This is a genomic window from Nereida ignava (assembly GCF_001049735.1).
GTDB classification, from domain to species: Bacteria; Pseudomonadota; Alphaproteobacteria; order Rhodobacterales; family Rhodobacteraceae; genus Nereida; species Nereida ignava.
Genome location: NZ_CVPC01000001.1, coordinates 1 through 12,480, shown reverse-complemented (window position 1 = coordinate 12,480; position 12,480 = coordinate 1). Strand labels below are relative to the sequence as shown.

At 55.5% G+C, this 12,480-nt stretch carries 12 protein-coding genes and 1 pseudogene; 8 read left to right on the top strand and 5 right to left on the bottom strand.

Features of this window, described 5'->3' with window-relative positions; all coding sequences use genetic code 11:
• Positions 1 to 16: 16 nt before the first annotated feature.
• The 4 genes from NIG5292_RS00065 to NIG5292_RS00050 all read right to left on the bottom strand — a co-directional run bounded on the left by NIG5292_RS00065 (position 17) and on the right by NIG5292_RS00050 (position 3,326).
• Positions 17 to 820, bottom strand: a complete 804-nt coding sequence (locus NIG5292_RS00065; protein WP_048597307.1) for a hypothetical protein — start codon at positions 818 to 820, stop codon at positions 17 to 19.
• A gap of 106 nt (positions 821 to 926) precedes the next feature.
• Entirely contained in the window at positions 927 to 2,405 is a 1,479-nt protein-coding gene (gene gatA, locus NIG5292_RS00060; RefSeq protein WP_048597306.1) for an Asp-tRNA(Asn)/Glu-tRNA(Gln) amidotransferase subunit GatA, read from the bottom strand.
• A gap of 5 nt (positions 2,406 to 2,410) precedes the next feature.
• Positions 2,411 to 2,698: an Asp-tRNA(Asn)/Glu-tRNA(Gln) amidotransferase subunit GatC gene (gatC, locus tag NIG5292_RS00055; protein ID WP_048597305.1), complete on the bottom strand. Its 288-nt coding sequence runs from the start codon at positions 2,696 to 2,698 to the stop codon at positions 2,411 to 2,413.
• A 178-nt stretch (positions 2,699 to 2,876) separates the two neighbouring features.
• Positions 2,877 to 3,326, bottom strand: coding sequence for a nucleoside deaminase (locus NIG5292_RS00050; RefSeq protein ID WP_048597304.1), 450 nt, complete (start codon positions 3,324 to 3,326; stop codon positions 2,877 to 2,879).
• Positions 3,327 to 3,479: 153 nt separating this feature from the next.
• Here NIG5292_RS00050 and NIG5292_RS00045 point away from each other — a divergent pair, with 153 nt between their 5' ends.
• From NIG5292_RS00045 to dtd, 8 genes and pseudogenes are all read left to right on the top strand, one after another.
• Positions 3,480 to 4,607 carry a pseudouridine synthase gene (locus tag NIG5292_RS00045; RefSeq protein ID WP_143082018.1) on the top strand — a complete coding sequence of 376 codons (1,128 nt, stop codon included), beginning with the start codon at positions 3,480 to 3,482 and terminating at the stop codon, positions 4,605 to 4,607.
• Between the two features lie 97 nt (positions 4,608 to 4,704).
• The gene (locus NIG5292_RS00040) at positions 4,705 to 5,532 is read left to right on the top strand and encodes a TerC family protein (protein WP_048597303.1); all 828 of its coding nucleotides are present in this window, start codon (positions 4,705 to 4,707) and stop codon (positions 5,530 to 5,532) included.
• 162 nt (positions 5,533 to 5,694) lie between these two features.
• Positions 5,695 to 6,594: a 5-bromo-4-chloroindolyl phosphate hydrolysis family protein gene (locus tag NIG5292_RS00035; protein WP_048597302.1), complete on the top strand. Its 900-nt coding sequence runs from the start codon at positions 5,695 to 5,697 to the stop codon at positions 6,592 to 6,594.
• Between the two features lie 4 nt (positions 6,595 to 6,598).
• Positions 6,599 to 7,807: pseudogene (locus tag NIG5292_RS00030) on the top strand (toxic anion resistance protein).
• Between the two features lie 39 nt (positions 7,808 to 7,846).
• Positions 7,847 to 8,800 (top strand): DUF2927 domain-containing protein, encoded by a 954-nt coding sequence (locus NIG5292_RS00025; protein ID WP_048597334.1) that lies wholly within the window; start codon positions 7,847 to 7,849, stop codon positions 8,798 to 8,800.
• A gap of 42 nt (positions 8,801 to 8,842) precedes the next feature.
• A complete protein-coding gene (locus NIG5292_RS00020) occupies positions 8,843 to 9,961 on the top strand; it encodes an SPFH domain-containing protein (RefSeq protein ID WP_048597301.1) in 1,119 nt (372 codons plus the stop codon).
• Positions 9,962 to 9,973: 12 nt separating this feature from the next.
• The gene (locus NIG5292_RS00015) at positions 9,974 to 11,074 is read left to right on the top strand and encodes a TFIIB-type zinc ribbon-containing protein (RefSeq protein WP_048597300.1); all 1,101 of its coding nucleotides are present in this window, start codon (positions 9,974 to 9,976) and stop codon (positions 11,072 to 11,074) included.
• Entirely contained in the window at positions 11,071 to 11,514 is a 444-nt protein-coding gene (dtd, locus tag NIG5292_RS00010; RefSeq protein WP_048597299.1) for a D-aminoacyl-tRNA deacylase, read from the top strand. The genes NIG5292_RS00015 and dtd overlap by 4 nt, the downstream gene beginning before the upstream one ends.
• Before the next feature lie 703 nt (positions 11,515 to 12,217).
• Here dtd and NIG5292_RS00005 read toward each other — a convergent pair.
• Positions 12,218 to 12,480, bottom strand: a 263-nt coding sequence (locus tag NIG5292_RS00005; RefSeq protein ID WP_048597298.1) for a primase-like DNA-binding domain-containing protein, incomplete at its 5' end; no start/stop codon positions are given.

Below are 12,480 nucleotides of genomic sequence, written 5' to 3'. Positions count from 1 at the left end.
TGTGCGCGGACCCTATTTAATTGCCCGACTGTGCCTGAGCACGGGCGCGGCGGTAGGGGCTTGGATCCCAATCACAGGCAAATCCATCACCGTCAGGGTCAAGTGCTTTGCGATCACGACGCGGGCCGCCTAACTCCAAAAATTCCTGCTGGGCCAGATCATCTGATAAATACTGGGCACAATTGCGGGCATTTTTAGCCGCAAGGGCAATGCCGCGACGGGTGTAAAGGCTCTCGCCCCGCGCATTGGTGGTCTGCAGCGCATACTGCACAATGTTCGGCCCCGACGCGCCGTCCCGCGTGGGCAACGCAGTTGGGGCGACCTGCTCAAAGCGGCCTTGGTTTGCCGTGCGCCGTGCCGCGTCCGCTTCAATATCGCGTAATTGCGAAACCGCGTCAAAGTCGTTCTCACGGCTGATACCGGTTACAGCAACAGCTTCGGGGGCGGGGTTGCTCGGGGATGCCTCAAGGGGTGCTTGGCCCGAATTATTCAACGCAGCCGTTGTGGCCGCTGCAATCTCTTGGGCGTCAGTCAGACCTGAGGTTTGTGCGCCACTGACCCCTTGCGCGGCCCCGTTCACTGGGCCCGTTCCTGCGGGAACTGTGATGCCGTTTACCTGCGGGTTAAGCGAAGCGGTGGTCACTGCGGGTTCGTTTTCAACTGGCAAGCCGACGGACCCTGTGCCGCGCAACTCTGCATCGCGTTGCTGGCTGCGCAATTTGAAATCATCAAACCCAACGCCGCGTGCGCTGTTGGGCACTGCAGGCTGGCACGCCGCCAAAAGAGCCACACCAAGCCCCAAGATCACAAAGTTTTTCACCGCAAATACGTCCTTACACTCAATTCAATTGCGTGCGTGGATCACGTGGCGGCCTCGGGCGACAAAACGTCAAAGGCCGCGCGATTTTTACCGCACGGCCAAGGGATTACCACCATTTGGTTGGTTTTGCTACAAATCCTGCGGCGCGTTCCAACGCGTAGGCGGAATTCAACAAATCGCCCTCTTCCCACGGACGGCCAATCAGCTGTAAACCAAGCGGCAGCCCTGACCCATCTGTCCCCGCAGGAACAGCGATGCCTGGCAGACCAGCCAAGTTAACTGTGACGGTGAAAACGTCATTAAGATACATTTGCACTGGATCCGCTGACTTCGCCTCACCAAGGCCAAAAGCCGCAGATGGGGTCGCAGGGGTCAAAATGGCATCCACACCCGCATTAAAGACGTTCTCGAAGTCTTGCTTGATCAACGTGCGCACTTTGCGGGCGCGGTTGAAATACGCATCATAAAAACCTGCAGACAGCACATACGTACCCACCATGACGCGGCGCTGAACTTCGGCGCCAAACCCTTCGGCACGGGTCTTTTCATACATCTCAGTAATGCCATCACCCGCATCAAGCGTGGCGCGATGGCCGAACCGAACGCCATCATAGCGCGCAAGGTTTGAAGACGCCTCGGCAGGTGCAATCACGTAATACGCAGGCAGCGCGTATTTGGTGTGGGGCAGTGAAATATCAACAACCTCGGCACCTGCGTCTTTGAGCATTGCTTGGCCATCGGCCCAAAGCTGTTCAATCTCGGCGGGCATACCCTCCATGCGGTATTCTTTGGGAATACCAATCTTTTTGCCGCGAATATCACCAGTCAGCGCCGCTTCAAAGTTTGGCACAGCAAGGTTGGCTGATGTGCTGTCCTTGGCGTCAAAGCCGCACATGGCCTCAAGCATAATAGCCGCGTCGCGCACGTCTTTTGTCATAGGACCCGCTTGATCGAGCGATGACGCAAACGCCACAACACCCCACCGCGAGCACCGCCCGTACGTAGGCTTGATACCGGTGATGCCAGTAAAGGCCGCCGGCTGACGAATTGATCCACCAGTATCCGTGCCTGTTGCCCCAAGGCACAAATCAGCAGCAACCGCAGCTGCCGACCCACCAGAAGAACCACCCGGCGTCAGCGCACGGTCATCGTTTTTCCACGGGTTGATTGCGTCACCGTAAACAGAGGTCTCGTTTGATGACCCCATGGCGAATTCGTCCATGTTCAACTTACCAAGCATGACCGCGCCAGCGTCGAACAACTTGCCAGACACCGTGCTTTCGTACTCGGGGCGGAAGCCTTCAAGAATGCCCGAAGCGGCCTGTGACGGCACGCCCTTGGTGCAGAACAAATCTTTGATGCCCACAGGGACGCCGTTCATATCGGGCGCATCTGCACCGCGACGCGCATCTGCGGCTTTGGCTTGCTCACGGGCGATCTCGGGCGTGTTGTGAACAAATGCATTCAGCGCCGAAGCACCTTCGATTTCAGACAGGCACGCATCAGTCAGTTCAACGGACGTCAGCTCACCTTTGCGCATGGCGTCACGGGCAGCGGCGATAGTAAGTTTAGACAGATCAGACATCGGGTTTACTCCACCACTTTGGGCACGGCGAAAAAGCCTTCGCGTGCATCGGGGGCATTTTTCAAAACTGACTTGGGTTGGTTACCATCAGCGACCACATCTTCGCGGCGATAAAGGCGCTGCGGTGTCACGGATGTCATTGGCTCAACGCCTTCAACATCGACCTCGTTGAGCTGTTCGATAAAGCCCAAGATATTGCTGAATTCCGTGGCGAGCGCGGGCAGCGCGTCGTCTTCCACTTTGATCCGGGCCAGCTTGGCCACTTTGCGGGCGGTATCTATATCAATCGACATTTGGGGTGCTCCGAAACCTATTTAGGGCGGTTTAGCGGGGCGCGCCGGAATTGCCAAGCACGTGCCGCGCCCGCAAGGTGCAATAGACCTCAAAAACGTCAATTACCGGTTTGTTTTCGCACATTGATCGGCTTGAGCTGATCTTCGCCCCACACGCGCAACGCAACAGGTCGTTAATTCAGCCGCGCAAACCAGAAAAGAAACGAGTTAACATGTCTTGGGCCGCAGAGGCGTTGATGCCGTCATAGACTTCAGGGGCGTGATGACATTGTGGGTGGCTAAACACGCGCGCGCCTTGGGCAACACCACCTGATTTCGGATCAGCCGCGCCATAGTAAAGCCGCGCAATCCGTGCGTTGGAAATAGCCGCCGCACACATCGGACACGGCTCAAGAGTGACGTAGAGATCACATCCCGTGAGCCGCTCAACACCCAACATTTTACACGCGTCACGGATCACTAATATTTCCGCATGTGCGGTGGGGTCTGATCGCGCACGCGTCTCATTGCCCGCAGCAGCGATCACATCCCCTTGCCAGACAATCACCGCACCCACGGGAACCTCACCGCGCTCTGCCGCGGCGGTTGCTTGGGCTAAGGCCACATCCATATGAGTTTGAAACCGCATAGACGCAGTTTACGCTCGCCTGTGCCTGCGTGAAAGCTCTTTATGAAGTGGCCGCCATCCCCGCCCGCCGTTTCACGTGCTGCCCATAAACAGATCAACGCAGCAAAGGTTATACGCTAGCCGTGGGCAGGCTTGCGTGCTACGAGCGCGCGTATGAGCAACACACCCAAAACGCCCGCCGACAAAACCGCCGCGAAAACACCCTCTTCTGCTGCTGAGGCCATTGGTGCGCCGCGCCCTGACGCCAGCGGTGAGCCAGTCAAAGGCGAGCGCATCGCCAAGGTTCTTGCCCGCGCCGGTGTTGCCAGCAGGCGCGAGGTGGAGCGTATGATTGAAGCCGGTCGCGTAAGTGTGAACGGTAAAATTATCGACAGCCCCGCGTTGAATGTCGGCCCCGGCGCGCGGTTGATGGTGGATAACGCCCCCGTTGGTCCCGCTGAAAAAGCCCGTCTGTGGCTGTACCACAAGCCAAGCGGCTTGGTGACAACGGACCGTGACGAAAAAGGCCGCACCACTGTCTTTGACGATTTGCCCGAAGACATGCCCCGCGTGATGTCTGTGGGCCGGCTTGATCTTACATCCGAGGGGCTTTTGCTGCTGACCAATGACGGGGACATCAAGCGCCGTTTGGAACTGCCAAGCACCGGCTGGCTGCGCCGTTACCGCGTGCGGATCAAAGGTAGCCTGTCGGAGAGCAAGTTGGATGAGTTGCGCGCAGGGATTACCGTTGACGGGGTGAAATACCTCGGCATGGACGTGCAATTTGATCGCCAGCAAGGGGCCAATGCGTGGCTAACCGTGGGTATCCGCGAGGGCAAAAACCGCGAAATTCGCCGCACGATGGAAGCGATGGGCGTGGTGGTGAACCGCCTGATCCGCATCAGCTACGGTCCGTTCCGCCTTAACAACCTCAAAGCCAGCGAAGTAGAAGAAGTCAAAGGCCGCGTCCTGCGCGACCAACTCGGGATCGGGGCTGACGACGACACAGGCTTCGCCAAAAAGGCAGGCAAGAAGCCAGCGTTCAAAGGCAAAGGTAAGCCAGCATTCAAGCCGCGCGGCGATACAGATGACACAAGCGGCAAGCCAAAGCGCACCGTAACGCGCAGTGTGCAACGTGATTTTGACCGATCCGGCCGCGTAGCACCTGGAAAACGCGCAGGCAGTGCAACACGTGTAGGCCGGATGGAAAATCCGAATGGACCCAAAGGGTCCTCTAAAGGACCGGGGCGCGGACCTGCCAAAGGACCCCAAGGTGGCGGCAAGCCAAAAGGCCGCCGGTAAACACGGGCGTTAAGCCAAACTGAACAGCCCTGTTCCTTTCTCCGCCAAGCTGCTTTACCCATAGACCAAGTGTTTATGGTGTAAGGAGCCGCGTTTTATGGCTGATATTTTAACGATCGAAAACCTCGGTAACTTGTTGATGCTGTGCTTTTTGCAAGCGGTACTGGGCTTTGACAACTTGCTCTACATCTCAATCGAGAGCCAACGCGCCCCCGTTGCCAGCCAGAAAGCCGTGCGATTTTGGGGAATCATCATCGCTGTGGCGCTGCGCGTTGTCCTTTTATTTGTGATGATCCGGCTGATCGACGCGCTGGCAGAACCGTTCTTCATTATGAACTGGGACGGTGTGCTAACGGGGGGCGTAAACTTTGCCACCTGCGTCTTCTTGTTGGGCGGTATTTTCATCATGTACACAGCCGTCAAAGAAATCAGTCACCTGCTGACTGTTGAGCACCTTGATCACGACGTTGAGGGCAAGTCGGGCAAATCTGCAATGAAAGTCGTGATGCTGATTGTGTTGATGAACCTGATCTTTAGTTTCGATTCCGTGCTATCGGCATTGGCCATCACAGACGTGTTCTGGGTGCTTGCCACCGCGATTATTCTATCGGGCATCGCCATGCTGGCCCTTGCAGACGCGGTGACTGCGTTTTTGGAAAAGAACCGCATGTACGAGGTTCTTGGCCTTTTCATCTTGTTGATCGTCGGCGTTGTCTTGTTGGGCGAAAGCGGCCAAGCCGCGGCCCACGCTATGCATGACGACAGCCTTGCCTTGATGGTGTTCGGATATGAAGTCATCCCAATGTCCAAAACCACGTTCTATTTCAGCGTCGTGGTGCTATTTGCGGTAGAAATCATCCAATCGGGCTATACCCGCAAACTAAACGCCGAGCGGCGCACAGGTGCGCGGCCTAGTGGGCACTAAGCGGCCCACAATCGCGCGCCATTGGTAGTTTTGCAAACCGTACATATGTAATCTGGTAAGAGAGTGAAAAGGTAAGCCGATGGAAGAAACGGGCCTTAGAAAAATTGCGTTCTTTTTGTTGATCGCGCTGATTGCCTATGTTGCGGCATCGGGGGGCGCGTGATGGCAAAACGGTACTCAAGCACACATTCGCCGCGCCAAAGCGGTGACCAAGCCCCTCGTTCCCCTGCCCGCGCCGAAAGTTTTGCGGGCAAAAAACGCACCAAAGCGGGTGGTCGCGTAAACCTGATGTTTTTCGTGGCGATCCCTTTGGCGATCCGCGCATTCCAAGGCACCCCAAGCGAGCTTGCACAGAACTTACTCGCGTTTGGGCTGCTCATTCTAGCGGCTTGGCTAACCCGCGAAGGCGTCATCGCCCATGAGGCCTATGACGCACGCAAAACCGCCCGAAAACCCGCCATACCACGCAAGATTTTAGCAAGCGTCGCCTTGGCGTTGGGGCTTGGGCTTGCTGGCTTCTCGGGCGCTGCATCGTTGATGAATGTAGCCGTATTTATGATGGCGGGGGTCGTGCTGCATTTGTTTGTGTTTGGTCCTGATCCCCTGCGCGACAAGGGTCTTGAAGGGGTCGACAGTTTTCAACAAGACCGCGTCACGAAGGCCGTTGATCAGGCCGAGGCGCACTTGCAAAATATGAAACGCGAAGTGCTGCGCGCCGGCGACCGGCGCCTCACCGAACGGGTAGAGCAATTTGGAGCAACCGCGCGCACGATGTTTCGCACAATTGAAGACGATCCGCGCGATCTGACTGGCGAGCGCAAATTTTTGGGGGTCTATTTGCAGGGGGCGCGGGATACCACCGCAAAATTTGCGGATCTTTATGCGCGAAATGGCAATGCGGATGTCCGCGCAGATTACGAGGCGCTGTTGGATGATCTGGAGTTGAATTTTGCAGCACAGACCGAAAAAATGTTGCTCGATGACCGAACAGACATGGACATTGAAATCAAAGTGTTGCGGGATCGTCTGCGACGTGAAGGCTTAAGCGCAAGTGGGGAGTGAAAGTATGACGAGTATTCAAGCAAACAAGCAAAAGGCTGAGGCGGCGCTTCAGGATGTGGAGAAGGTCACAAAGGCTGTCTTGGCAGAACCCTCGAACGCGTTGGTGACGTTACAAGATGCAGACGCGCCCGCAAGCGAGCAGATCAAAAAGCGTATGGCCGAATTGGACATGAGCGACACACAATCGATCATCAGCTTTGGATCAAACGCGCAAACCGAATTACAACAAATCAGCCAGTCCATGTTGGCAGGCGTGCGCAACAAAGACGTAGGCCCCGCCGGTGACAGCCTGCGCGGCATCGTGAGCACCATTCGCGGCTTTTCGGTTAGCGAGCTTGATGTGCGCCGCAAACAATCATGGTGGGAGCGGCTGTTAGGTCGCGCCGCACCGATGGCAAAATTTGTGGCCCGTTTTGAAGATGTGCAAGGACAGATAGACAAAATTACCGATGATCTTTTGGCCCATGAACACGTACTGTTGAAGGACATCGAAAGCCTTGATGTGCTTTATGAAAAAACGCTGAACTTCTACGATGAGCTGGCGCTTTATATCGCGGCTGGCGAAGAGAAACTGGCGGAACTAGACACAAAAACCATCCCCGCCAAAGAGGCCGAAGTGAGCGCTTCCTCTGAAGAAGACGGTGTGATGAAGGCCCAAGAGTTGCGCGACATGCGCAGCGCCCGCGATGATCTGGAACGCCGCGTGCAAAACCTTAAACTGACGCGACAAGTCACAATGCAATCGCTGCCCTCGATCCGCTTGGTGCAGGAAAATGACAAATCACTGGTCACGAAAATCAACTCTACGCTGGTGAACACCGTGCCTCTTTAGGAGACACAACTGGCCCAAGCGGTGACCATCCAGCGCTCGGCCGAGGCGGCGGGTGCGGTGCGCGATGCCAATGATCTGACGAACGAGCTGCTGACGTCAAACGCTGAAAACTTGCGCAGCGCCAACAAGGTGATCCGCCAGGAAATGGAACGCGGTGTCTTCGACATTGAAGCGGTCAAAAAGGCAAACGCGGATTTGATCGGCACCATTCAGGAAAGCCTCGAAATTGCCGATGAAGGCAAACGCAAACGCGCCGAGGCCGAGACCGAGACCGAGACCGAATTGCAAACCATGGAAGCCGAATTAAAGGCGACCCTTGCCGCAGCTACAGCCAAACGCACAGGGCTTGGTGACGCCGCGGGCATGTCTGTTCCTAAGTAAATGATAGGGCGCTGTTCATATCGCGCAGCGCCCTATTCTTTGGGCCGTCTTTTACGCCAAAATGCGCGTAAATTCGCGGCCACTTTTGGCCTTTTAGCAGCAACGGGCTGTGTCACGCCCGGACAAAATGATGCGTTCTATGACAACACAATCAGTATCGATGCCCTACGCCCCGAGGTGATCCGCTCTGCCAAAAGCTACAAAATTGAGGCCCACTACCAAAAACTGCAGGACTATCTGTTGGTGCGCGGTCTTCTTCGCAAGGACGGCGGCGGTGTAGATACACCCTTTAGCACCGAAGACTTGGTGCAAAACTTTGTGCGCATTGCGTTTTTTGACGAATACGACACCAATGGTGGCCTTCAAGCCGTTAACAATAAAGCCAGCCCTTTGAGGCGGTGGGACGGGCCTATTCGGATGTCGATCGAATTTGGCGACACAGTCAGCGCGCAAATCCGCAAAGACGACCTGCCGCGCATCAAGGCCTATGCAAAGCGCCTTGAGCGGGTCTCGCGCAAGCGGATCAATCTGACGAACCGCCACGCAAATTACCATGTGTTAGTGCTCAATGAAGATGACCGCCGCCAGATCGGGCCACGCCTGCTTGACATGATCCCTGGTGCCTCTGACGGGTTGATCCGCACAGTTGAGAACCTGCCTAAGACGACCCTATGTTTGGTGCTGGCCCTGTCCGAGGCCCAAAGCACCGGCGGCTATACCAAAGCGGTCGCCATCATTCGCGCAGAACACCCTGATCTACTCCGCTGGTCGTGCGTGCATGAAGAAGTTGCCCAAGGGCTAGGCCTTGCCAATGACAGTGCGGCTGCACGCCAATCTATTTTCAATGACGACGAAGAGTTTGCTTTGCTGACATCACATGACGAGTTTTTGCTGCGCATGCTTTATGATCCCCGCCTAAAGACAGGCATGAGCGCGCAACAAGCGCTTCCAATTGTGCGCCGCATTGCGGCTGAATTAACGGGTGGCACCTAGCGGTCCCGCCTTTATTTGTTTCTCCCCCAGAGAGGTTATTTCATGGGTATTTTTGATTTTCTGAGCGGCGAGTTCATCGATGTTATTCACTGGGTTGATGATACGCGTGACACAATGGTTTGGCGCTTTGAGCGTGAAGCCCACGAGATCAAATACGGCGCAAAGCTAACTGTGCGCGAAGGCCAAGCGGCTGTCTTTGTTCATGAGGGTCAATTGGCCGATGTTTTCACGCCTGGGCTTTACATGTTGGAAACCAACAACATGCCTGTTTTGACCACCCTGAACCATTGGGATCACGGATTTAAATCCCCCTTCAAATCAGAGATTTATTACGTCAACACAACACGTTTCAATGACCTAAAGTGGGGCACGAAAAACCCGATCATCTGCCGTGATCCGGAGTTTGGCATGGTGCGGTTGCGCGCATTTGGCACGTATTCGGTAAAGGTCAGTGATCCGGCAAAATTCTTGGTCGAGATCGTCGGCACGGATGGTGAGTTCACCATGGATGAGATCAGCTATCAAATCCGAAACATCATCGTGCAAGAGTTCAGCCATGTCATTGCAAACGCTGGAATTTCTGTACTGGATATGGCGGCCAACACCCGTGATCTGGGCAAGCTGGTTGCCCAAGCGATTGCACCCGCAATTGCAAACTACGGGCTGACCATCCCCGAACTTTATATCGAAAACATCAGTCTGCCCCCCGCTGTGGAGACCGCCCTAGATAAACGGACCTCAATGGGAATGGCCGGTGATCTGGGCGGGTTTATGCAGTACTCAGCGGCCGAGAGCCTGAAGAGCGAAGGCGGTGCTGGCGCAGGTATGGGAGCTGGCATGGGCGCCGGATTGGGAATGGGGCTCGGCATGGCGATGGCGCAACAGCCAGGGCCATGGGGCCCACGCCCGAGTGGCTCTACGGCGGCGGTCGCCCCTCCTCCGCCGCCTATCGAACATGTTTGGCACATCGCCATCAACGGAGAGACCCGTGGGCCGTTTTCAAAAGCCGCAATCGGACAGATGGCAAGCAAAGGCGAGATCGATCGCGCAACATACGTGTGGACCCAAGGCCAAGACGGCTGGCTCAAAGCGGATGATGTCACCGAATTGGCCCAGCTTTTCACGATTTTGCCGCCCCCACCACCTGCCCCAGACCGGTAGACCACAGACGCAATGGACGAAAAACTTGAACATCGCTTTCCATGCGACAGTTGCGGCGCGGACATGCGCTTTGCCCCTCAGCAAGGGCAGTTGGAGTGCGATCATTGCGGAAGTACCGACGTTCTTGAGGGATCTGGCCATCACTTCAGTCCCATCCGCGAGCAGGACTTTTCCGACGCGCTGAAAGGCCAGCTTGACGCCAGCGAAACAGAACAAACAAACGTACTGGCCTGCACAAATTGCGGTGCGCAGGTAACGTTTGAAAGCGCTGTCCACGCCGCGGAGTGCCCGTTTTGCGCGACACCCGTTGTCACGGGAACAGGCACGCACAGACGCATCAAGCCCAAAGGGCTGCTGCCCTTCGCCCTTGACGAACGCGAGGCAAAAGCAGCCATGAACGACTGGCTGGGGCAGTTATGGTTTGCGCCAAATTCGCTCCAAGCGTACGCTCGCAAGGGCCGCAAGATGGAGGGCATCTACGTGCCTTATTGGACATTCGATGCCGCTACCAAAAGTACCTATCGCGGCCAACGGGGCCGGTATTATTCAACGACTAAAACAGTACGCGTGAACGGCAAAAGTCAAACACGGCAAGTGCGCAAAATTCGGTGGAGTGCTGTGCGCGGCCGCGTTGCACGGGCGTTTGACGATGTTCTTGTGCTGGCTTCTACATCATTGCCGAAACGCTTCACTGACGCGCTAGAGCCGTGGGATTTATCCTCTCTGGAACCCTACCGCCCCGCGTTTTTGGCCGGTTTTCGCGCCGAGGCCTATACCGTGCCCCTTGAGCAAGGATTTGATGAGGCGCGTCAAATTATGGACCGTGTGATTGAGCGTGACGTGAAGTTCGACATTGGCGGCGATGCCCAAAAGATTACCGCACTTGATACGCAAGTCAGCGATGTCACGTTCAAACATATCCTGCTTCCTGTGTGGCTGGCTGCCTATAAATACCGCGGACAAACATACCGCTTTGTGGTTAACGCACGCACCGGCCGCGTACAGGGTGAGCGCCCTTGGTCCGCGTGGAAAATTACGCTAGCACTCTTGGTCGGTGCCCTGCTTGCAGGTGTGTCGGGCTATTTTTATGCGCTAAGCGAGGGGCTGATATGAGGGCATTGATCCAACGGGTAACACGGGCTGAGGTCGTGGTTGAGGGCAGTGTTATTGGCAAATGCGACGCGGGGTTGTTGGTGCTGATCTGCGCGATGCAAGGCGACACAGACGAGGACGTGGCGCAACTGGCACGCAAAATTCCTAAGCTGCGCATGTTCAACGATGAAAATGGCAAAACCAACGTGTCATTGCTGCAAACCGGTGGTGAAATGTTGATTGTCAGCCAATTCACTTTGGCCGCCGACACCAAAAGCGGCAACCGCCCCGGCTTTTCCGCCGCCGCCCCGCCCGATGAAGGCCGCGCAAAATATGAAGCGTTCATTGACGCCATCCGCAGCCAAAACATTGCAGCCCAAACCGGCCAATTCGGTGCCGCGATGGAAGTGTCTTTGGTGAACGACGGCCCATTTACGATTTGGATGGACACGCGCGCTTAGGCCACAACAGCCATCTAATGGCCTAGCCGTTAAACTCGACTCATGCCGCCCGCGGATACAATTGGCGCTCACCGCGAAGACAAACGCAGACCAAGCGTAATAGGCGACAACATCTGGCTGGGAAATGGTGCTGCTGGAGGGTTTCTTTTCTGCCAGCAGGCACCAAGGCTAAGCATTAACCTCATAAAACAAGGCTACTGTCTCATTCGGGTTCCTGCAACAGGGCCATATTGGTCTACGATTTGGTCTACGGCCCAAAGTTAGGGCTACCGCACGTTAACTTAGCTTATAGGCTTTCCTTTGATCCTAGGCCTCAGAGGCACTCGGTGAGTCATGCCGAGGGCAATCCACTTGTTGGTCAGTAGGTTGGCTGATGGAGTTGATGGTTTTATAAGGGCCTTACAGAGCGTCGCAGGGGTATCAGTCGGTAGGGGGCGAGTGCCACCCCAGCCCTAGGGGGTATCGTATATAGGCCTGACCTGAGATTGGGGTTTGTTAATCGTCAAGTTGACAGTTCTGATTATACAGGGGGATGGGGCTGGCGGTGCATCCACGAGGTTGGGGCAATCTATTAGTATTCCTCTTCCTCGTAGAAGAAAAAACAATGTAGAGAATGTAGTAAATGTAGCCCAATCCGAAAAGTCCCTACAGAAATTCCAGTAGATAGTTTTCAGAAAGGGCTACACAGCCTACATCGGCTACATCAGTAGGCTAGGCAGGGTTGGATGCCATGCCACTGAAGGCCACTGGATGATCGCTGCTGATATACGCCGTTCAGCTTTTCCAATGCTCGTTTGAAGGCTGTTTGTGATTGTGGCTTTCGGCCAGCGCTACAACACCAATCACGATAGGCTTGGTAGAACTTAGAGGCTGCACAGATATGATTACTGTCCTGTTCGCACTCATCTGTTACAAACTGACTGATGCTATCCATCGCTGATTTATATTCAGCGACTTGGTCTTCAA

What these genes read in the sequence shown, in the direction of transcription:
- gatA (WP_048597306.1), bottom strand. Translation starts at nt 2,405, where the DNA reads ATGTCTGATCTGTCTAAACTTACTATCGCCGCTGCCCGTGACGCCATG.
- gatC (WP_048597305.1), bottom strand. Translation starts at nt 2,698, where the DNA reads ATGTCGATTGATATAGATACCGCCCGCAAAGTGGCCAAGCTGGCCCGG.
- NIG5292_RS00050 (WP_048597304.1), bottom strand. Translation starts at nt 3,326, where the DNA reads ATGCGGTTTCAAACTCATATGGATGTGGCCTTAGCCCAAGCAACCGCC.
- NIG5292_RS00045 (WP_143082018.1), top strand. Translation starts at nt 3,480, where the DNA reads ATGAGCAACACACCCAAAACGCCCGCCGACAAAACCGCCGCGAAAACA.
- NIG5292_RS00040 (WP_048597303.1), top strand. Translation starts at nt 4,705, where the DNA reads ATGGCTGATATTTTAACGATCGAAAACCTCGGTAACTTGTTGATGCTG.
- NIG5292_RS00035 (WP_048597302.1), top strand. Translation starts at nt 5,695, where the DNA reads ATGGCAAAACGGTACTCAAGCACACATTCGCCGCGCCAAAGCGGTGAC.
- NIG5292_RS00020 (WP_048597301.1), top strand. Translation starts at nt 8,843, where the DNA reads ATGGGTATTTTTGATTTTCTGAGCGGCGAGTTCATCGATGTTATTCAC.
- NIG5292_RS00015 (WP_048597300.1), top strand. Translation starts at nt 9,974, where the DNA reads ATGGACGAAAAACTTGAACATCGCTTTCCATGCGACAGTTGCGGCGCG.
- dtd (WP_048597299.1), top strand. Translation starts at nt 11,071, where the DNA reads ATGAGGGCATTGATCCAACGGGTAACACGGGCTGAGGTCGTGGTTGAG.